19 protein-coding genes are annotated in these 19,930 nt (G+C 68.6%); 7 read left to right on the top strand and 12 right to left on the bottom strand.

What is annotated here, in order from left to right:
• Positions 1-2 precede the first annotated feature (2 nt).
• From R2K23_RS15715 to R2K23_RS15705, 3 genes are all read right to left on the bottom strand, one after another.
• Positions 3-194 (bottom strand): YbdD/YjiX family protein, encoded by a 192-nt coding sequence (locus tag R2K23_RS15715; protein ID WP_396892130.1) that lies wholly within the window; start codon positions 192-194, stop codon positions 3-5.
• Entirely contained in the window at positions 140-2,431 is a 2,292-nt protein-coding gene (locus R2K23_RS15710; RefSeq protein ID WP_316510502.1) for a carbon starvation CstA family protein, read from the bottom strand. The genes R2K23_RS15715 and R2K23_RS15710 overlap by 55 nt, the downstream gene beginning before the upstream one ends.
• Positions 2,432-2,510: 79 nt before the next feature.
• Positions 2,511-4,064 carry an ATP-dependent DNA ligase gene (locus R2K23_RS15705; RefSeq protein ID WP_316510501.1) on the bottom strand — a complete coding sequence of 518 codons (1,554 nt, stop codon included), beginning with the start codon at positions 4,062-4,064 and terminating at the stop codon, positions 2,511-2,513.
• Positions 4,065-4,200: 136 nt separating this feature from the next.
• Here R2K23_RS15705 and R2K23_RS15700 point away from each other — a divergent pair, with 136 nt between their 5' ends.
• The 7 genes from R2K23_RS15700 to R2K23_RS15670 all read left to right on the top strand — a co-directional run bounded on the left by R2K23_RS15700 (position 4,201) and on the right by R2K23_RS15670 (position 12,456).
• A complete protein-coding gene (locus R2K23_RS15700) occupies positions 4,201-4,959 on the top strand; it encodes an SDR family NAD(P)-dependent oxidoreductase (protein WP_316510500.1) in 759 nt (252 codons plus the stop codon).
• A gap of 51 nt (positions 4,960-5,010) precedes the next feature.
• On the top strand, positions 5,011-7,176 hold the full coding sequence (locus R2K23_RS15695) for an acyl-CoA dehydrogenase (protein ID WP_316510499.1): 2,166 nt from the start codon (positions 5,011-5,013) through the stop codon (positions 7,174-7,176).
• Between the two features lie 3 nt (positions 7,177-7,179).
• On the top strand, positions 7,180-8,577 hold the full coding sequence (locus tag R2K23_RS15690) for a FadR/GntR family transcriptional regulator (RefSeq protein ID WP_396893611.1): 1,398 nt from the start codon (positions 7,180-7,182) through the stop codon (positions 8,575-8,577).
• Between the two features lie 39 nt (positions 8,578-8,616).
• Entirely contained in the window at positions 8,617-9,603 is a 987-nt protein-coding gene (locus tag R2K23_RS15685; protein WP_316510497.1) for an NAD-dependent epimerase/dehydratase family protein, read from the top strand.
• Positions 9,604-9,607: 4 nt separating this feature from the next.
• Complete coding sequence (locus tag R2K23_RS15680) at positions 9,608-10,414, top strand: SDR family NAD(P)-dependent oxidoreductase (RefSeq protein WP_316510496.1); 807 nt, start codon at positions 9,608-9,610, stop codon at positions 10,412-10,414.
• A gap of 21 nt (positions 10,415-10,435) precedes the next feature.
• Entirely contained in the window at positions 10,436-11,305 is an 870-nt protein-coding gene (locus R2K23_RS15675; RefSeq protein ID WP_316510495.1) for an SDR family oxidoreductase, read from the top strand.
• Between the two features lie 314 nt (positions 11,306-11,619).
• Complete coding sequence (locus R2K23_RS15670) at positions 11,620-12,456, top strand: class I SAM-dependent methyltransferase (RefSeq protein ID WP_316510494.1); 837 nt, start codon at positions 11,620-11,622, stop codon at positions 12,454-12,456.
• Positions 12,457-12,462: 6 nt separating this feature from the next.
• Here the strand turns inward: R2K23_RS15670 and R2K23_RS15665 are convergent, their stop codons facing one another.
• Genes R2K23_RS15665 through R2K23_RS15630 form a run of 9 tightly spaced genes read right to left on the bottom strand, consistent with a single transcriptional unit; the run spans position 12,463 to position 19,774 of the window.
• Entirely contained in the window at positions 12,463-12,708 is a 246-nt protein-coding gene (locus R2K23_RS15665) for a HypC/HybG/HupF family hydrogenase formation chaperone (protein ID WP_316510493.1), read from the bottom strand.
• Positions 12,708-13,199 carry a hydrogenase maturation protease gene (locus R2K23_RS15660; protein WP_316510492.1) on the bottom strand — a complete coding sequence of 164 codons (492 nt, stop codon included), beginning with the start codon at positions 13,197-13,199 and terminating at the stop codon, positions 12,708-12,710. The genes R2K23_RS15665 and R2K23_RS15660 overlap by 1 nt, the downstream gene beginning before the upstream one ends.
• A 4-nt stretch (positions 13,200-13,203) precedes the next feature.
• Positions 13,204-13,323: a DUF6893 family small protein gene (locus R2K23_RS24880; RefSeq protein WP_396892125.1), complete on the bottom strand. Its 120-nt coding sequence runs from the start codon at positions 13,321-13,323 to the stop codon at positions 13,204-13,206.
• 19 nt (positions 13,324-13,342) lie between these two features.
• A complete protein-coding gene (locus R2K23_RS15655) occupies positions 13,343-14,659 on the bottom strand; it encodes a hypothetical protein (RefSeq protein WP_316517321.1) in 1,317 nt (438 codons plus the stop codon).
• A 17-nt stretch (positions 14,660-14,676) separates the two neighbouring features.
• Positions 14,677-15,315, bottom strand: coding sequence for a DUF6084 family protein (locus tag R2K23_RS15650; protein WP_316510491.1), 639 nt, complete (start codon positions 15,313-15,315; stop codon positions 14,677-14,679).
• A complete protein-coding gene (locus tag R2K23_RS15645; RefSeq protein WP_316510489.1) occupies positions 15,312-15,935 on the bottom strand; it encodes a DUF5947 family protein in 624 nt (207 codons plus the stop codon). The genes R2K23_RS15650 and R2K23_RS15645 overlap by 4 nt, the downstream gene beginning before the upstream one ends.
• Positions 15,932-16,867 (bottom strand): NifU family protein, encoded by a 936-nt coding sequence (locus R2K23_RS15640; RefSeq protein ID WP_316510487.1) that lies wholly within the window; start codon positions 16,865-16,867, stop codon positions 15,932-15,934. Before R2K23_RS15640 ends, R2K23_RS15645 begins: the two co-directional genes overlap by 4 nt.
• Before the next feature lie 3 nt (positions 16,868-16,870).
• Entirely contained in the window at positions 16,871-18,667 is a 1,797-nt protein-coding gene (locus tag R2K23_RS15635; protein ID WP_316510485.1) for a nickel-dependent hydrogenase large subunit, read from the bottom strand.
• A gap of 51 nt (positions 18,668-18,718) precedes the next feature.
• The gene (locus R2K23_RS15630) at positions 18,719-19,774 is read right to left on the bottom strand and encodes an NADH-quinone oxidoreductase subunit B family protein (protein WP_126334648.1); all 1,056 of its coding nucleotides are present in this window, start codon (positions 19,772-19,774) and stop codon (positions 18,719-18,721) included.
• Between the last annotated feature and the right edge of the window lie 156 nt (positions 19,775-19,930).

Here is a 19,930-nt window from a genome sequence, read left to right as displayed (position 1 = left end):
GCTCAGCAGCAGCGCGCGCCCGGGTTCGCGTCGCTGGCGGCGTGCCGCATCCGCCAGTATTCGCGTTCGGAGCACACGGGCTGGTCCGGATGCTTGCGCCGACGGTGCTCCACGTACCGCTGGTAGTGGTTGTCGCCCATCAGTGTTGCCCAGTACCAACGGAACTGGCGGACGGCGTCGGTAAGGCGTCCCACTGTTGCTGCACCTCCTTCTCGGCCGCGGTGGGAATCATGCCGGCGGGCGCGAAGATGCGCGACGGCACCGGATCGTCCTCGGTCAGCGGCTGGCCGCGGCCCCGGATGGACTGCAGCGAGACCACCACGCCGGCGATGACCACGATGAGCACCAGCACCGCGAACGCGATGGAGAAGGTGCCCTGGATGAAGGTGTTGCGGATCACCGCGTCGATCTCGTCGGGGGTCTTGGCGGCCCCGAAACTGGTCTCGCCGGCCGCCTTGGCCGCCACATACTGCGAATGTTGGGTCCAATAGCCGACTTTGGGGTCACCGGAGAAGATCTTCTGCCAGGACGCGGTCATCGTGACGATGAGATCCCACAACAGGGGTATCCCCGGGATCCACGCCCACTTCAGGTGGCCCTTCTTGATCACCACCACGGTGACGAGAGTCAACGCGATGGCGGCCAGCAGCTGATTGGCGATGCCGAACAGCGGGAACAGGGTGTTGATGCCGCCCAGCGGATCGGTGACGCCCATGAGCAGGATGGACCCCCACGCCGCGACCACGATCACACTGCACGTCCAGGCGCCCACCCGCCAGCTGGGATCGCGCAGCTTGCGCATCGGTCCGCCGAGGTTGCCCAGGCCGTCGGACAGCATGAACCGGGCCACCCGGGTGCCGGCGTCGACCGTGGTCAGGATGAACAGCGCCTCGAACATGATCGCGAAGTGGTACCAGAACGCCTTGAGGTTCGCGCCGCCGAACACCTGCAGTACCTCGGCCATGCCGAACGCCAGGGTGGGTGCACCGCCGGTGCGGGAGATGATCGAGGCCTCCCCGACACTCTCGGCGGCGGCATCGATCTCGGCGGGACTGATCGGTTGCCCGGACAGTCCGAGGTTGTTGACGTAGTCCGCGGCGGTTTCCGCGGTACCCCCGGTGGCCGCCACGGGTGCGTTCATCACGAAGTAGAGGTGCTGGTTGAGGATCGCCGCGGTGATCAGCGCCATGATCGCCACGAACGATTCGGTGATCATGCCGCCATAGCCGATCAACCGCATCTGGCTTTCCTTCTCCAGCAGCTTCGGCGTGGTGCCGGAGGCGATCAGCGAATGGAAACCCGACAGCGCGCCGCAGGCGATGGTGATGAACAGGAACGGGAACAGCGCACCGGCGAACACCGGACCGTCACCGCGAGTGGCGAATTGGGAGATGGCCGGCGCCTCCATGATGGGCCGGGCCAGCAGGATGCCCACCGCCAGCAAGGCGATGGTGCCGACCTTCATGAACGTCGACAGGTAATCGCGCGGGGCCAGCAGGAACCACACCGGCAGGATCGAGGCCGCCAGCCCGTAGATGATCAGGCACCACGACAACGTCACCTTGGACAGGGTGAACCAGTCTGCACCCCAGGAGGTTTCGGCCACCCAGCCGCCGGAGGCGACCGCCAGCAGCAACAGCGCCACACCGATGATCGAGACTTCCGAGACCCGGCCGGGCCGCAGGAAACGCAGGTAGAGGCCCATGAAGATGGCGATCGGAATGGTCATCGCGATGGAGAAGACACCCCACGGGCTTTCAGCCAGGGCGTTAACCACCACCAGGGCGAGCACCGCGAGCAGGATGACCATGATGATCAGGACGCCCACGATCGCGGCGATGCCGCCCACGGTGCCGAGTTCGTCGCGTGCCATCTGTCCCAGCGACCGGCCGCGACGGCGCGTCGAGATGCTCAGGACCAGGTAGTCCTGCACACAGCCGGCGACCACGGCGCCGATGATGATCCAGATGGCCCCGGGCAGGAAGCCCATCTGGGTGGCGAGCACCGGACCCACCAACGGCCCGGCGCCGGCGATCGCGGCGAAGTGGTGTCCGAACAGCACCCGCCGGTCGGTCGGCATGTAATCGGTGCCGTTCTCGAAGATCTCGGCCGGGGTGGCGTCGTGATCCTTCGGCCTGACGATCTTCAACTCGATCAACCGGGCGTAGAAGCGATAGCCGAGCACGTAGGTGCAGATGGCCGCGATCACGAACCAGACCGCGTTGACGGTCTCCCCGCGCAGGAATGCGATCATCGCCCACGCCACGGCGCCCAGGACGGCGACGGACGCGAAGATCAGCTTGTGTTTGGTGGTGATGGGGGAGCGGTCGATGATCGCGACCGGAGGCAGGTCCTTCTCGGTGCGGATGTAGGTGATATCGCCGACGGTCTCCTCGATGCGTTCCGAGGGCGCGGCGGCAGGGCTTGGCACGGTAATGAGCCTTCCGACGATCTACGTTGACGCGTGCCGTGATCTTGTCATCCTGGGGCAGCTGTGGGGAGCATTCGAGTCAGGTGTCGAAGATCGCCCGCACCGCCTCGACGGTGTCGGCCTCGGCGGGGGACTTGTCCTCGCGGTACCGCAGCACCCGCGCGAAGCGCAAGGCCATGCCGGCGGGGTAACGACTGGACTTCTGCACACCGTCGAAGGCGATCTCCACCACCTGCTCGGGGCGCAACCGCACCACGTACCCGTCCGTGGGACCGTCGGCCAGTTCGAGGAACCGCGCGGTCTGCCACTCCAGCATGGCGTCGGTCATCCCTTTGAACGTCTTGCCGAGCATCACGAATCCGCCGCCGGCCGGTTCGCGGGCACCCAGATGGATGTTGGAGAGCTTGCCGGTGCGCCGTCCCGAGCCCCATTCCACGGCGAGCACCACCAGGTCGAGGGTGTGTACGGGCTTGACCTTCAGCCACCCCGAACCGCGACGACCGGCCTCGTACGGCGCGGCGGGCGACTTGGCCATCACCCCTTCGTGTCCCGCGGCCAGAGTCGTCGCGAGAAAGGCCCGTGCGGCCGCGGGATCCGAGGTGTCCATCCGGTCCACCCGCTGCGCCTCGGGTACCAATGCGTCCAGGGCCGCCAGGCGCTGCGTGGTCGGCGCGTCGATCAGGTCGGCGCCGTCGACGTGCAGCAGGTCGAAGAAGAACACCGAAAGATGCTGTGCGGCAGCCGCGGTCGCGGCGTCGGTGCGGCGCCCGAAGCGCGACGCGGTGACCTGGAAGCGGTGGGGCCGGCCGTCGGGGCGCAAGGCGATGGCCTCGCCGTCGGCGATCAGCGTGTGCACCGGCAGCGCCAGGGTGGCCGCCACCACCTCGGGCAACCGCGCGGTGACGTCGTCGAGGCTGCGGGTGTAGACGCTGACCGCGTCGCCCTCGCGATGGATCTGGACCCGCGCGCCGTCCAGCTTGGCCTCGAAAATCGCTGCGCCGCCGAGGCGTTCGAGCGCGTCGTCGACTCCCGTGGCGGTCTGGGCCAGCATCGGTGACACCGGCCGGCCCACCCAGAGGCCGAACTCGGCCACCGCGGCCACGCCACCGGTCAGCGCCGCCGCCGCGACCGCAGGCAGGTTGCCGGCCAGCATCGCGGCGCGGCGGACCGTGGCCGGCGGTACCTCGGCGGCCTTGGCCACCGCGTCGGCCATGACGCCGCCGAGCGCGCCCTGGCGCAGCTCACCGGAGAGCAGCCGCCGGAGGAACTGTTGCTCGACCTCGGTGGCCGCGGCGAACAGGGCCGCCACCTGCGTGGCTCGGCACGCCGCCGACCCTTTCCCGGCGAGGGCGCCGATCTCGGTGAACGCCGAGTCGACGCCGGCGACGGTGTGGGTGGGTTCGACCGCGGGTTCCGGCAGGGACCGCAGCGCGGCCCAGCCGACCCCGATCTGCCGCTGCGGCAGATCGCCGGACAGCCACGCGACGACGGTGGCGACCTCGCGGGCCGCGGCATCCGGGTCCGGTCCGCGGGCCCCGGCCGACAACAACTCGGCGATCCGGGCGATCTTCGCCGACCGGGACGACGAGGCGCCGACCTCGGCCGACGCGGTCGCGACATCGATCAATCGCATCGGTCCACCGTCGCACAGCGGACCGACACCCGAGGAGGTCCGCGAGATCCGGACACTCAATTGTCGACCCCGCGTGCCGTACCGTGACACGGGTCGCTAACTTTGTAACGAAACCAGGCTTTTTAGGAGGCAATGCATGGAGATCAACGGCAAGAAGGCCATCGTCGTCGGCGGCGCATCGGGGATGGGACGCGCCTCGGCGGAGCTGCTCGAGGCCAAGGGCGCCGACGTGGCGATCCTGGACCGCGAGGGCTCCGACGGCAAGGACGTCGCCCAGGAGCTCGGCGGCAAGTTCTACCCGGTGGACGTCACCGACTTCGAGGGCACCGAGACCGCGCTGGCCGCGGCCGTCGGCGACCTCGGCGGCCTGCACGTCATCGTCACCACCGCGGGTGGCGGCGTGGGCGAGCGGACGCTGGGCAAGAAGGGCGTCCACAGCCTGGACACCTTCCGCAAGACCATCGACCTGAACCTCATCGCGACGTTCAACATCAGCCGGCTCGCCGCCGAGCACATGGCCAAGAACGAGCCCGAGGACGAGGAGCGCGGCGTCATCATCAACACCGCCTCGATCGCGGCCTTCGAGGGCCAGATCGGGCAGGTGGCCTACACCGCCGCCAAGGCCGGCATCGCCGGCATGTGCCTGACCATGGCACGTGACCTCGGCTCGGTGGGCGTGCGCGTGCTGGCGATCGCGCCCAGCCTGTTCGCGACCGGCCTGACCAAGGGCATCCCGGACGAGTTCGCCACCGCCTTGACCAAGGACGCGGCGTTCCCGAAGCGGCTGGGCCGCCCCGAGGAGTACGGCAAGCTGGTCACGGCGATCGTCGAGAACCCGATGCTCAACGGGCAGTGCCTGCGGCTGGACGCGGGTCAGCGGTTCGCCCCCAAGTAGCCTCCGCCGCAGAATAGAGTGCACTCAAAACCCTGACGCTGAGGAGAACCCGTGGGCATTGCGTTGACCGACGACCATCGAGAGCTCGCCGGGGTTGCCCGCGGGTTCCTCAGCGCGCAGAAGGCCCGGGCCGCGGCCCGGGAACTGCTGGATGCCGCCGACGAGGCGCGCCCGCCGTTCTGGTCCGAGCTGGCCGAGCTGGGCTGGCTGGGCCTGCACATCGATGAGGAACACGGCGGATCCGGCTTCGGCCTGCCCGAACTCGTGGTCGTCATCGAGGAACTCGGTCGCGCCATCGCCCCGGGGCCGTTCGTCCCGACCGTCGTGGCGTCGGCGGTGATCGACCGCACCGGCAGCGCCGACCAGAAGGCCCGCCTGCTGCCGGGCCTGATCGACGGCTCGGTCACGGCCGCGGTCGGCGTGGGCGGCGCGGTGAGCGTCGAGGGCGACCGGGCCAACGGCAGCGCCGGCGTCGTGCTCGGCGCCGGACTGGCCGACCTGCTGCTGCTCGTCAGCGGCGACGACGTGGTGATCGTGGAGCGCGACCGCGCCGGGGTCACCGTGGAGGTGCCCGACAACCTCGACCCCACCCGCCGGTCCGGGCGCGTCCGCCTCGAGGACGTCGCGGTGGGCTCCCAGGACATCCTCACCGGGGCCCGCTCCTGCGCGCTGGCGCATGCGCGCGCCCTGTTCGCGGCCGAAGCGGTGGGCGGCGCGGGCGACTGCGTGGATGCGGCGGTGGAATACGCCAAGGTCCGCCAGCAGTTCGGCCGCACCATCGCCACCTTCCAGGCCGTCAAGCATCATTGCGCCAACATGGCCGTCGGCGCTGAGTCGGCGGTGGCGCTGGTCTGGGATGCCGCTCGCGCCCAACAGGATTCCGATCAGGAGTTCGCCCTGATGGCCGCCGCCGCGGCGGTCTCGGCGCTGGCCGCCTACGTGCGCAACGCCGAACTGAACATCCAGGTGCACGGCGGCATCGGCTTCACCTGGGAGCACGACGCGCACCTGCACCTGCGGCGCGCAATGACGCTGCGGGCGGTGCTGGGCGGCGACGGGCCGGCCGGCGACGTCTTCGACCTGACCGCCGACGGGGTGCGCCGCGCCAACAGCCTCGACCTGCCGCCCGAGGCCGAGGAGTTGCGGGTGAGCGTCCGTACGGACGCCGCCGAACTCGCCGAGCTCGACGAGGACGCGCGGTTGGACCGGCTGATCGCCACCGGATACGTGATGCCGCACTGGCCTAAGCCGTGGGGCCGGGCCGCCGACGCCATCGAGCAGCTGGTGATCGACGAGGAGTTCCGGGCCGCCGGCGTCAAGGCCCCGGACTACGGCATCACCGGCTGGGTGATCCTGACGCTCATCCAGCACGGAACCCCTTCGCAGATCGAACGATTCGTCGAAAAGGCGCTGCGCCGCGACGAGATCTGGTGCCAGCTGTTCTCCGAACCGGACGCCGGCTCGGATGCGGCGGCGGTGAAGACCCGGGCGGTCCGCGTCGACGGTGGGTGGAAGATCAACGGCCAGAAGGTGTGGACCAGCGGGGCACATTACTGCCGTCGCGGCCTGGCCACCGTGCGCACCGATCCTGACGTGCCCAAGCACGCCGGCATCACCACGGTGATCATCGACATGAAGGCCCCCGGCGTCGAGGTCCGGCCGCTGCGGATGATCACCGGCGGCTCGGAGTTCAACGAGGTGTTCTTCAACGACGTCTTCGTCCCCGACGAGGATGTGGTGGGCGAACCCAACACCGGCTGGACCGTGGCGCGCGCGACGCTGGGCAATGAGCGGGTGAGCATCGGCGGCGGCGCCGGTGTGGCCGGCATCAAGCCCGAGACGGTGATCCCGATGGTCAAGGAGTACGGAGATCGCTTGGCCGGGGCCAAGGTTCGGGCCGGCACCTACCTGACCGAGGACCACGCGATCCGGTTGCTCAATCTGCGGCGCGCCGTCCGCAGCATCGAGGGCGCCGGACCCGGTCCCGAGGGCAACATCACCAAGCTCAAGCTCGCCGAACACATGGGCGAGTACGCGGGCATCGCGGGCGCGTTGACCGGGGCCGACCTGGCGCTGGCCGACGGGCCGACCGCGCTGGTGGCGCAGCTGGCCATGGGCGCGCGCGGAATGGCCATCGCCGGCGGAACTTCCGAGGTGACGCGGAACCAGATCGCCGAGCGGATCCTGGGCATGCCACGCGATCCGCTGATCAAGTAGGTGCTGGACGCCGGCCCCGCAGCAGGACGCCGCGCAGCCCGGCTCGCGCGGCTCCTCGAGGCCGAGATCATCCGCCGAAACTGGCCGCTTGGTGAGTCATTGGGTTCCGAGCCGCAGCTGCAAGAGCAGTACGGCGTCAGCCGATCGGTGCTGCGCGAGGCGGTGCGGCTGATCGAGCACCACCAGGTGGCGCGGATGCGGCGCGGGCCGGGCGGTGGACTGATCGTCACCACGCCCGACGCGGCCCCGGCGACCCGGGCGATGGTCATCTACCTGGAGTACGTCGGCACGACCGTCGATGAGCTGTTCGCTGCCCGGCTGCTGCTGGAGCCGTTGGCCTGCGGACTGGCGGCCGAGCGGGTCGACGAGCCCGAGATCGCCGCGCTGCGAGCCGCGCTCGCCGCGACGGCCGACCAGCCCGAACGCGGTGACCTGCACCTCGCGCTGGCCGAGGCGGCCGGAAACCCGGTGCTGGCGTTGTTCGTGGAGATCCTCACACGGCTGACGGCCCGGTACGCGCGCGGCACGGGGCCGCCGACCGCCGACGCGCGCCGTGGCCTGCGGGCCGACCACGCGGCGATCGTCGACGCCGTGACCGCCGGCGACGTCACTCGCGCCCGGACGCTGACCGAGCAGCACGTCCGCGCCGTCACCGAGTGGTTGCGTGACCAGCCCCGGACGGCCGGCCGGCGGATCGCCGAATCCCCGCCGGTCCGGGGCAAGCGTGCGGAGTTGGTGGCCGCCGCGATCCACGAGGACATCGCCGCCGACGGCTGGCGCACCGGAACGGTGTTCGGCGGCGAGGGCGACCTGCTGCAGCGCTACGGAGTGTCCAGATCGGTACTGCGCGAAGCGGTTCGGCTGCTGGAGTACCACACCGTGGCCCGGATGCGGCGCGGACCCGGCGGCGGACTGATCGTCACCGAACCCCAGCCGGAGGCCGCCGTCGACACCATCGCGCTCTACCTCGACTACCGCCGTCCCAGCCGCGCGGACCTGGGTCTGGTCCGGGAGGCCATCGAGGTCGACAACGTGGCCGCGGTGGTGGCCCGCCGCGCCGAGCCCGAGGTGGCCGCCTTCCTGGCGCGCCGCCACGAGGTCCCGGCCGAGGGGGTGGCGGCGGGCGACGCCCACGCCGCCGGTTGGACCGACCTCGAATTCCATGCCGAACTGGCCGAACTGGCCGGCAACCGGATCCTCGAAATCTTCCTGCGCATCATCGTCGAACTGTTCGGCCGGCACTGGACACCCACCATGCGGCCGATGCCGGGGCCCGACGACGCCGCCGAGATGTACCGCGCCCACGGGCGGATCGTCGAGGCCATCCGCGAGGGCGACGACAGCATGGCCAGACACCGCTGCCGCCGACATCTGGAAGCGCTGTCCACCTGGTGGGTATAGCCGCCGGACCCGTCGCCTGCGCGCGGTAGGGTACCGACGATGCACATCGCGGTAACGGGCGGGACCGGCTACGTCGGCGCCCACATTGTGGCGGAACTGCTGGCCGCCGGACACAGCGTCAGGCTGCTGGTGGAGCCGCAGTGGTCCAACGACGAACTGCTGGAGCGGTTGCGCGCCACGGGAACCCTGGAATTGCTGCGCGGGGACCTGCGCACCGGCGACGTGGTCGCCGAACTGCTCGACGGTTGCGACGCCGTGCTGCACGGTGCCGGCGTGGTGGGCACCGACGACAGCCGCGAGGCGCTGATGTGGGACATCAACGCCTATGCCAGCGAGCGGATCATGCGCCGCGGCGTCGAGTTGAACCTCGACCCGATTGTGCTGGTGTCCAGCTACAGCGCGTTGTTCCCGCCCCCGGGGCCGGTGATCACCCCCGATTCGCCGACCGCCGCGGGCAAGTCGGCCTATGCGCGCACCAAATCGTATGCCGATCGGGTGGCGCGCGAACTGCAGGCCGATGGCGCTCCGGTGGTGGTGACCTACCCCTCGAGCGTCGTCGGTCCGGCGTTGCACACCCCGCCCGGCATCACCGAGCAGGGCTGGGAAACGATCGTGCGGTACCGGGTTGCGCCCAAGGTGGGCGACGCCGGGATGCAGATGATCGACGTCCGCGACGTGGCCGTCGTCCACGAGCGGTTGATGCGGGCCGGCAACGGTCCCAAGCGTTACCTGTGCGGCGGTGAGATGCTCAGCTTCGATCAGATGATCGCCGCGGTCGAGCGCGGCTGCGGCCGCAAGGTCCGCCGAATCCCGATGACTCCGGCCATGTTTCGGGGTATCGGCCGGCTCTCCGACCTGATGGCCTCGGTGCTGCCGCTGGGCAGCGGGTTCAGCCAGGAGGCCGCCGCGCTGATCACCGCGGCGATACCGATGGACGACAGTGCGACCCGGCGCGAGTTGGGAATCAGCTGGCGCTCACCGGTCGAGGCCATCCTTGCCACGTTCGCGGCCGAACCCGCGCGGTGAGGCGATGACCGAGGCCGCGCCGGTCGCCGTGGTGACGGGAGCCAGTCGGGGCGCCGGACGGGGCATCGCCGCCGCGCTCGCCGCCCGCGGTTGGCGGGTGTACGGCACGGGCCGCACCATCGCCGAGGCCCCGCCCGGTGGCGTGGCCGTGGCCCTGGATCACCGCGACGACACCGCCGTGGGTGCGCTGTTCGAGCGGGTGGACGCCGAGGCCGGCGGGTTGGATCTGTTGGTCAACAACGCGGCGGCCATCGCCGATGAACTGGTGAGCCCCAAGCCGTTCTGGGAGAAACCCCTTGCGCTGGCCGACGTGCTCGACGTCGGTCTGCGGTCGGCATACGTTGCCGCCTGGCACGCCGCGCCGCTGTTGGTGCGCCGGGGACGCGGGCTGATCGCCTTCACCTCGTCGCCGGGTTCGGTCTGCTACATGCACGGCCCCGCCTACGGGGCCCAGAAGGCCGGCATCGACAAGCTGGCCGCCGACATGGCCGTCGACTTCGCCGGGACCGGGGTGTGCACGGTGTCCATCTGGATGGGGATCCTGCTCACCGAGAAGCTGCGCGGTGCTTTCGCCGCGGACCCCGCCGCCCTGGCGAAGTTCGCCGAACACGCCGAAACCCCGGAGTTCACCGGGCATCTGATCGACGCGATATATCGGGACCCGGGGCTGGCGGAGTTGAGCGGGCACACCGTCATCGGGGCCGAGTTGGCGCAACAGTACGGCCTCACCGATCAGGACGGGCGGCGCCCGCCGTCACACCGGGAAATGCTGGGCGAACCACGGGAGCCGAGCACCGTCGTCGTGCGCTAGACGACCTACGGGAGGAAGAGGATGGGTAGTTACGCCGTGACCGGCAGTGCGTCGGGAATGGGGCAGCAGGCCGCGCTGAAGCTGCGCGCGGCCGGACACACCGTTATCGGGGTGGACCTCGCCGACGCCGAGGTGGTGGCGGACCTGTCCACCCCGGCGGGCCGGGCTGCCGCGGCCCAGGAGGTGCTTGCCGCCGCCGGTGACCGCCTCGACGGCGCGGTACTCGCGGCCGGGGTGGGGCCGACGCCCGGGCCCGGGCGCGCCCGGACCATCTTCCAGGTCAACTACTTCGGGGTGGTCGACCTGCTGGAGGCGTGGCGGCCGGCTCTGGCGCGGGCCGCCGACGGCGGGCCTTCGGCGAAGGTCGTGGTGATCTCGAGCAACTCGACGACCACCATCCCGCTCGTTCCGCGGCGGGCGGTACGCGCCCTGCTGGCCGGGGACGCCGAGCGCGCGGTCCGCGCGGTGCGCCTTTTCGGGGCCGAGGCGCCGTCGATCGCCTACGGTGGATCGAAGATCGCGGTGTCGCGGTGGGTGCGCCGTCGGGCCGTGACGCCGGACTGGGCCGGTGCGGGGGTCCGGCTCAACGCGTTGGCGCCCGGGGCGATCATGACGCCGCTGCTGCAGAAGCAGCTGGCCACTCCCAAGGAGGCCAAGGCCATCCGGGCGTTCCCCGTGCCCGTGGGCGGTTTCGGGGCGCCGGACCAACTCGGCGACTGGATGGTGTTCATGTTGTCCGACGCCGCGGACTTCTTGTGCGGCAGCGTGATTTTTGTCGACGGTGGGTCCGACGCCTACTTCCGCGCCGACGACTGGCCCGCCCGGCCCTCGCTGGCCGGCACCCCCCGCTACTTCTGGCGCTTCGCCCGCGCCGCGCTCCGCAACCGGTGAGGCTGTCCTGGATTTGACGTCGATTTCCGCAGGTGAAGCAGATTTGAGGGCTAAGCTCCACATCAGCCGAGCAAAGGAGATGACAAGTGATCATGTCACGGCGAAAGCGCGATCGTGAGGGTCCCCGCCCCTTCTCCAATGATGGGTGCCGATGCGGCTGCGACAAGTGTCGAGCTGAGGCGCATTGCGGCAATGTGGCGGCGGGTTGCGCCAAACGAAAGTAGCCGGATCTGCGACCGGCGCCGGTGACGACGTCCGGGAGCATCCACATTTATTGAGGTGATGCCGCCTTAGGGCGACGGGTGGGGGACGGTGTGAACACACCGAGATCCGCGGTCGGTGACCGCGAACTGGAAGACAAGCATCGTCGGCTGTGGGGGCTGGGGGACTACCCGACCATCGCGGCCGAAGTGGTGGCGCCGCTGGGCCAGGCGTTGGTCTCCGCGGCCCGGATCGGACCGGGCATGCGGGTGCTCGACGTGGCCGCCGGCACCGGCAACGCGGCGCTCGCCGCTGCGGCGGCCGGCGCCGACGTCACGGCCACCGACCTGGTGCCGGAGCTGCTCGAGAGCGGCGAACAGCGCGCGGCGGCACAGGGTTTGGAGCTGACCTGGAAGGCCGCCAACGCCGAGGCGTTGCCGTTCGCCGACGGTGAGTTCGACATTGTGATGTCCTGCATCGGGGTGATGTTCGCACCGCACCACCAGCGGGCGGCCGCCGAACTGGCCCGGGTGTGCAGGCCCGGAGGCACCATCGCGGTGCTCAGCTGGACCCCGGAGGGATTCGTCGGCCGGATGTTCGCGGCGATGCGGCCGTACGTGCCCGCGCCACCGGCCGGCGTCTCGCCGCCGCCGCTGTGGGGCAGTGAGGGCCACGTCGTGGCCCTGCTCAACGGCGACGTCGACGACCTGATCACCGAGCGGCACGCGCTGGCCGTGGACCGGTTCGCCGACGGCGCCGCGTTCCGTGACTATTTCAAGGCCAACTACGGGCCGACGATCGTCGCCTACCGCGGCATCGCGGATCACCCCGACCAGGTGGCAGAGTTGGACGCGGCGCTGGCCGAACTCGGCGACTACGCGCTGGCCGAGGAGTCGGGGATGGAGTGGGAGTACCTGGTGGTCGTTGCGCGCCGCGCCGCGGCCTATTGACTCCGGTTACGGCGGGGCTTCGCCGCGTCCGATGATTTCCAGTCCTGCCATCGCTTGGGCGGCACCGGCGGCGTCGGTCCGCTCCATGACGAAGCCCATGTGGATGATGACCCAGTCACCCGGGGCCAACGATTGGTCGGGCAGCATGCCGATGTTCACCTTGCGATGCTCACCGGCGACATCGACGAGTGCGAGCTGACCGGAATACCCGTCGAGTAGCCGAACCACCTGGCCGGGAATGCCAAGGCACATCAGTCCGCGCTCCCCGACAGCGCGCCGCCGGATACCAGCAACGACGCCACGGTGGTCTCGACTGCCTGCACCGCACCGGGAACCGCGCCGCGGACCGGATCGGACAGACCGATCCCCTCGGCGACGGCCTGTACCTGGCAGCCGACCACGATGGTGCGTGGCGGGCTGCCGCCGAGTGCTCGGAGGCTGGCGAACACCGCGGCGGGATCCATCCCGTGGGCGTCCAGCATCGGCACCGTCTCAGGCGATTCGCGATCGACCTCGAAGACCCGCACCTGTCCGGGGGCACCCCGGTCCGGGAGCGCATCGACGAGCACCAGGATGCCGCAGCCGTACAGCAGGTCGTAGGCCAGGTGCATGCCGCGGATACCGTAATCGACGACGCACACATCGGGATTGTCGACGACGACGTGTTGAATCACCTCGGGGCCGAAGCCGTCGTCGCCGAGAAAGATGTTGCCGATCCCGGCAACGAGGATGCGTACCGCCACCGATCTACATCTGTCGCATCTTCAGGTAACGCCGGATATCTGGAATCGACCGCACTCCGACCGCCGCAGCCGCCAGTAGTACCAATGCGACCACCGCGGTGGCGGTCCACCCAACTACGTCCATGAGAAGCTCCTTTCGGGATCTAGGGTTCGGTCTCCGGCAAGGGTTCGATCTCGTCGGGGGAGAAATACAGGTGGCGACCGTAACTTTCACGAAGGGGCGCGCCCGGATCGTCCTCGACGACCACGCCGACATGCTTCTCGCCGTCGACGTCTTCGTGCACCGAGGTGACCCGGGCCGTTTTTCCGGCGACGAACATGTCCTGGGCATCCGCGCGTCGGACCGGTCGCAGCCGGACTCTGCTGCCGCGTGCCACCCGCACGCCGCTGATCAGGACGCCGTCTGTCTCCGGGGCAACGGCGTTGTCGGCCAACGGGTCCCACCACTGCACACCGTCGGGTATCTCCGGGATCAGTCCGGCCGGCCGACAATGTCGGTCGGCGTGCGGATTGCGCAAGATGCCGTGCAGGTCCAACATCGCCTCGGCGGACATGCCGTCACACTGATCGATGATGCGAGCGGCACGTGGATCGGTGGCCCGAGCTTGGTTCTTCTCTTCGTCGGTCATCGTCATCACCCGCAGCGTCAGGATCTCGTCGATCTCCGTTGCGTCGAAGAGTTCGCCTCGACTCGCCTCGGCAATCTCGGGGTGGTCGTAGAGGATGATCGGTGAGATCAGCGCCAGCTCATCGCAGCCGGGTGGTCCGGCCAGCACCGGGAAACAGCGGTGGCGCTCGCAGCCGCGCGCCGCCACCAGGGCGTCAGCGGAGGGGTCGAGTAGCGACACGAAGCCGCCCGACACGGTTTCGAGGATGACATGGGTGCCGATCATCGACCGGGCGATCGCGTCGTGGCGGTCGACTGCGGGGGCACCGGTGTTGTGGACGGTCACGGTGACCCGGTCGACGGCTCCCGCGACTTCGACGGTGACGTCCAGCAGTCCGTGGACGCAGCGCCGCTCCCGCACCAGTCGGCCGCCGGTCAGCTCCTCGATATCGGTGGCCGCGGGCGCGGAGACCGGAAAGCAACGTTGGGAATCACTGAAATCCCAGGGGCCGTAGTGAAGCTCCGTTTCGACGGCTTCATCCCAGGTCATCCAGGAGCCCGTCGGTGTGCTGAGTTCGTCGACCAGTCGGTATCCGCCCGACTCCAGTGCGCGTTCGGCACGGCGGTGCTGCAGATGCAGGAACCGCACCATCAGTCGGAGCCCGGTGGCGTCGCGGACGAGCAATTGCGCCGACATCGAGGAGTTCTCGCCGAGACCCGCGCGCTCAGCGCCGGGCGGGCCGAGCACACCGAACTGCCAACGCGCCTGGTTCTTGCTCGACGTGGCGCGGTATGGATAGAGCAGGTAGCCCTCGTAGAGCACCGCGTCGGCTACTGCGCGGGCCCGGTCCATCACGGTGCTGTCGACGCTCACGGCACGTCCTCCGGCAACGGCAACAAGCTGGCCAGCGCGTCGTCGAGGCCCAGTAGACCGCGTCGCGACCTGTACGCGGCCAGGGCGGCGATGGTGTCGTGGCTCAGCCGCACCCAACCCAGGCTCGGATAGTGCGTGTCGATCAGCTCGCGCCACACCGATACCGGCAGATCGTAGCGGGCGTCGCGGTCCCAGGGCACCTGCTGCACCCATAATCCGTTGGCACCCTTGCGAAAAACAGTTCCGCTGAACAGGAACTGCAGCGGCAGCGATCCGTCGCGCAGCGCGTGCAGATACTTCGACGCAGAGACCTCGAAGTCGTAGGTGCACTCCAACGGTAGGTCGACGGTGGCCGTGCCGGTGAATCCGGGCACCATCGTGGCGGCCTGCTGCCACAGGAAGGTCTGCTGGGTTTGGGCCCAGCGCGATCGTGGGCCGAACAGATCGAGCAGTCCCGCGGCCTCGGCGTCGGAGTATCCGCGCCGCAGCGGTTCGATACGCACCTGGCAGCGCAATGCGATCGCGTGGACGGGGTCCTCGGTGCGCGCCGACACTGCGATGTGCGCCGCCAGCACCGGCGTCGCCGCATAGGGTTCCGGCTCGACGTTGACCACGGTGAACGTCAGATCGCTCACGGTGGAACCTCCTTGGCCCGCTCGCCGATCGTGCCGAAGAACCCGTCGATGAATGCGTGGACGTCGGTGCCGCCGTCGAAGCCGCGCCATAACGAACGCAGCCCGCCGACGAATTCGTAACAGGTGTCGATCGGGAGCAGAAAGCATTGCGGTGTCCCGATTTCGGGCATCCGGATCAGCAGCGCTTCGACATCGTCGGCGAGCAATGCGCTCCGGTCGTCCCCGGCCGTGACCGCATCCCACAGGTCGAGTTCCAACTCGGATTCACATGCCCCGGCCGCGCCCGGATAGAACGCGACAACCCGGTCCAATGCCGAGTTGCGGAAGAAGAAGGCGACCTCGACAGGGATTTGCAGTGCGCTCCAGGCATGGCGGTCCACGGTGAACTCCGGGAACGACAGAAACCGGTCCGGTACGGCCCGGTAGCGCAGGTCCGCCCGGCTGTCGGTGAACAGCAGATAGCATCCGCGGCATACGCACATCAGTTGGCGGCCAACGACATCGACCACGTGTTGATGGTGGTCGCCGATATCTTCGGCGCACATCTCGCAGCGCTCGCCGGCTACCGGTTGAGGACGGCGGGAAGTGATGCGCGACAACACGTCATACGGTCCACTCATGCTGAGACCCCGGTGGGCGCGACGTCCATGGCCAGCGATAGCACCCCGTCACGAACCAGCAGCGGCAGCGGCTCGAGGTGCCCGGTTGTTTCCGCCAGGCCCGCTCCGGCATGCACGACGTCGTAATGGGCGCCGCAGTGCGGACAGCGCAGCACCGGGTCGCGTGATCCCAGGACGCGGTGCAGGACCGCCCCGGCCATGGAGTCATCACATGATGGGCAGTGGTCCCGGTAGGCGTAGAGGTTGTCTCCGATAAGGCAGGCCAGCACGACGTAAGGACCCACGTCGAATCCGCCGACCTCGCCGGGGGCCAGATCCGCGATGTCGGGAACGGGGTGCCAGGACGTCCGGGTCGGATGTGCGCGCACCCGGCCCAGCAGGGATTCGGCGGGAATCACCGCCGCGGCGGGCTCGGAGGGACTGTCCGGCGCGGCAACCACTTCGATGGCGGTCACCTCGGGGGCGGCGGCCCGGACGGCATCCTCGACGGCCAACTCGAGGGTGATCGCCGAGGATGGACAGCTCTTGCAGCTGCCGGTGAAGCGGAGCCGCACGGTGGCACCCTCGGGTCCCGAGGTGATCTCGAGGAGATCCACATCCCCGCCGTGTGACCCGAGGTACGGGCGGACCCGGTCCAATGCATCCGAGATCCGACGCCTCAGGTCGTGCGGGTGTAGGCCGTGCACCAGGAGCAGGCTGGCGACCAGATCGTCCTCGGCCAGCTGCTCCAGGTGGTGATCCTCGGCCATCGCCACGATGCGCTGCAGCGCTTCACCGTAGAGTTCGACGACCTCGCGGACGAGTTGTTCGGCACGCTCCCGCCCCCGGGGGCCGCCCGTCCCGGTGCCGGCGGCATCGAGCAGGGTCTCGATGCGGTCACCGGCCGTACGCCACCGGCCGTCATCACCCGGGGGACTGGCGCGGCCGGTCATGTCCTACTCCCCGGTGGCCGTCTGCGTCGGTGAATGCAGTCTCTGCAGGGTTTTGCCCTCCCCGAGGTACATGTGCACACCGCACGGCAGACACGGATCGAAACTGCGCACGGTACGCATGATGTCGATGCCCTTGAAGTGCTCGCGGTCGTTCTCTTCGAAGATGGGACTGCCGGCGACGGCATCTTCGTAGGGCCCAGCCGTTCCGTAACTGTCCCGCGGGTTGGCGTTCCACGGCGTGGGTGGATAGGGGTGGTAGTTGGCGATCTTGCCGTCCCGGATCACCATGTGGTGACTCAGCACGCCGCGGACGGCCTCGGTGAAGCCACAGCCGATGCCCGCCTCGGGCACCTCGAACTTCTCCCAGGTCTTGGTACGCCCGGCGCGGATCTCCACGAGCGCCTTCTCCGCGAAATGCAGTGCGGCCGCAGCGGCATAGGCCTGGAAGTAGGTCCGGGCCCGGTTGCGCTCGAGCGTGTTGCTGCCGTGCTCGGGAATGTTCCACTCCAGCTCGACGGGTCCCTTCAGCGCGGTCTTGGGTAGGTTGATCTTCACGCTGTGACCCGTCGACTGCACGTAGCCGATGTCGACCAGCCCGGCAAGCGCCGTTGTCCACAGCCTCGCAAGCGGTCCACCGCCGGTGTCGAGGGCGAGGTGATCCTTGCCGTCGAACCAGCGAGGGGACATCACCCAGCTGTATTTGTCTTCCATATCGCGCTTTTGTGGCCGCGGATTGGTGTGTTGGTTCCATGGATGCCGGCGGTCGACCGGGTTGCCCAACGGATCGCGTTGCACGAACATCTCCTGATCGGTCCAGTCGTCGTAATACGAACTGCCCAACAGGATCCGGATGCCCAGGTTGATGTCGACCAGCGAGGTCGTCACCAGCTTGTCGTCCACCACCACGCCCGGTGTCACGAACATCGCCCTGCCCCAGCGCTCCATGTCCTTGTAGTCGAAGTTGCATACCTCGGGGTCCTGGAAGCTGCCCCAGCATCCGAGCAGCGTGCGCCGCAGGCCGACCTGCTCGTAGCCGGGAACCGCGTCGTAGAAGAAGTCGAACAGATCGTCGTGCATGGGCACGACCTTCTTCATGAACTCGACGTAGCGCATCAGCCGGGTCATGTAATCGGTCATCAACTGGATGGTGGCGGTGGTTCCGATGCCGCCGGGATAGAGGGTGGACGGGTGGACGTGCCGGCCCTCCATCAGGCAGAACATTTCCCGGGTATAGCGGCTGACCTGCAGCGCCTCTCGGTAGAACTCGCCGGAGAACGGGTTGAGGGCTCGCATGATATCGGCGATTGTCTTGTGACCGTGGGCATCTGCGTGGGGCGCCGCAGTGTTCTCGGCGTTCTTGAGCACGCTGGGGTTCGTCTCCGAGACCATCCTCTCGCAGTAGTCGACCCCGACCAGATTCTCCTGGAAGATATTGTGGTCGAACATGTACTCGGCGGCCTCGCCAAGGTTGATCAGCCACTCGCCCAGATGCGGCGGCTTGACGCCGTAGGCCATGTTCTGCGCGTAGCAGGAGCAGGTGGCGTGATTGTCGCCGCAGATACCGCAGATGCGGCTCGTGATGAAATGCGCGTCGCGAGGGTCCTTGCCCTTCATGAAGATCGAGTAGCCGCGGAAGATCGACGAGGTGCTGTGGCATTCGACGACTTGGCGGCTCTCGAAGTCGATCTTGGTATAGATGCCGAGGCTGCCGACGATCCGGGTGATCGGATCCCAGGCCATCTCGACGAGTTGGCCCGGCACGTTCTTCATCTGTGACGGCTCGGGGATGATGGTTGTCATCTTGGTGCCTTCTATTCGAGTTGTCCATCGGGCAGTTGGTCGACGCGGCACCTACCAGGTGCGTCGCGCCCCGGTGACGAGTTCTTTACCGCGGTGCCGCCACTTGGGTTCCTTGTCCACGGTGTACTGGGTGACGTGGCGCAGGCTACGCACCACCGATCCGTAGATCCCCGACGCGGCGGTCGAAAGTTTGCCGCCGGGCGGTTCATCCATGAACGGCATGAACTTGTCGGGGAATCCCGGCATGGTGCAGCCGATGCAGATGCCGCCGACATTGGGACAGCCACCGATTCCGTTGATCCAACCTCGCTTCGGCACATTGCATTTCACGACTGGCCCCCAGCAGCCCAGCTTGACGATGCACTTGGGTGACCCGTACTCCTTGGCGAAGTCGCCCTGTTCGTAGTAACCCGCCCGGTCGCAGCCCTCGTGCACGGTGGCGCCGAACAGCCACTGTGGTCGCAGGGCGTCGTCGAGCGGAATCATGGGCGCCTGACCAGTGGCCATGTACAGCAGATAGGTCAGCGTTTCCGACAGGTTATCCGGCTGGGTGGGACATCCTGGCACGCAGACGATCGGGATGCCGGCCTTGCTCTTCCAGTCCCAACCCAGATAGTCGGGTACGCCCATCGCGCCGGTCGGGTTGCCGGCCATGGCGTGGATGCCGCCGTAGGTGGCGCACGTCCCCGCGGCCACGATCGCGGTGGCCTTCGGCGCGAGCCGGTCCAGCCACTCGCTGGTGGTCATCGGCTGGCCGGTGGCCGGGTCGTTGCCGAACCCGCACCAGTAGCCCTCGGCGTGGAGTTGCTCATTGGGGATCGAGCCCTCGACGACGAGCACGAACGGATCGAGTTCGCCGCGGTCGGCCTTGAAGAACCAACCGAGGAAGTCGTCGGCCCCGCCGGCGGGGCCGCACTCGAAGTCGATCAAGGGCCAGTGCATGGCGACCTGGGGCAGACCGGGCAGCGCCCCGAGCGCGATCTCCTCGATTGTGGGCTGGGTAGCGGCAGTCAGCGCCACCGAATCGCCGTCACAACTCAGGCCTGCATTGATCCACAGAACATGGATCAGTGCTTCTTCTGCTTTGACTGCTGCTTCCGTGGGCATGCTGCAGCTTCCCGGGGCTGGGCTGGAGCCCCTGCGCCGCCGGAGTCGACCGTCGGCCCACTTGCGCGGCGTTAGTCCAGGGTCTACCCGGCAAGCATGTGATGTCAATCACAAGTTTGGCCGAGGCGAGGTCAGGAGCGGCCAGTTTCGAATAGT

Source organism: Mycolicibacterium sp. MU0050 (genome assembly GCF_963378085.1).
Lineage (GTDB): Bacteria > Actinomycetota > Actinomycetes > Mycobacteriales > Mycobacteriaceae > Mycobacterium > Mycobacterium wendilense.
This window is presented reverse-complemented; position numbering and strand designations above follow the sequence as displayed.

Coding starts and splice junctions, on each gene's coding strand:
- R2K23_RS15705 (WP_316510501.1), bottom strand. CDS start 4,064: ATGCGATTGATCGATGTCGCGACCGCGTCGGCCGAGGTCGGCGCCTCG.
- R2K23_RS15700 (WP_316510500.1), top strand. CDS start 4,201: ATGGAGATCAACGGCAAGAAGGCCATCGTCGTCGGCGGCGCATCGGGG.
- R2K23_RS15685 (WP_316510497.1), top strand. CDS start 8,617: ATGCACATCGCGGTAACGGGCGGGACCGGCTACGTCGGCGCCCACATT.
- R2K23_RS15680 (WP_316510496.1), top strand. CDS start 9,608: ATGACCGAGGCCGCGCCGGTCGCCGTGGTGACGGGAGCCAGTCGGGGC.
- R2K23_RS15675 (WP_316510495.1), top strand. CDS start 10,436: ATGGGTAGTTACGCCGTGACCGGCAGTGCGTCGGGAATGGGGCAGCAG.
- R2K23_RS15665 (WP_316510493.1), bottom strand. CDS start 12,708: ATGTGCCTTGGCATTCCCGGCCAGGTGGTTCGGCTACTCGACGGGTAT.
- R2K23_RS24880 (WP_396892125.1), bottom strand. CDS start 13,323: ATGGACGTAGTTGGGTGGACCGCCACCGCGGTGGTCGCATTGGTACTA.
- R2K23_RS15655 (WP_316517321.1), bottom strand. CDS start 14,659: ATGGACCGGGCCCGCGCAGTAGCCGACGCGGTGCTCTACGAGGGCTAC.
- R2K23_RS15645 (WP_316510489.1), bottom strand. CDS start 15,935: ATGAGTGGACCGTATGACGTGTTGTCGCGCATCACTTCCCGCCGTCCT.
- R2K23_RS15640 (WP_316510487.1), bottom strand. CDS start 16,867: ATGACCGGCCGCGCCAGTCCCCCGGGTGATGACGGCCGGTGGCGTACG.
- R2K23_RS15635 (WP_316510485.1), bottom strand. CDS start 18,667: ATGACAACCATCATCCCCGAGCCGTCACAGATGAAGAACGTGCCGGGC.
- R2K23_RS15630 (WP_126334648.1), bottom strand. CDS start 19,774: ATGCCCACGGAAGCAGCAGTCAAAGCAGAAGAAGCACTGATCCATGTT.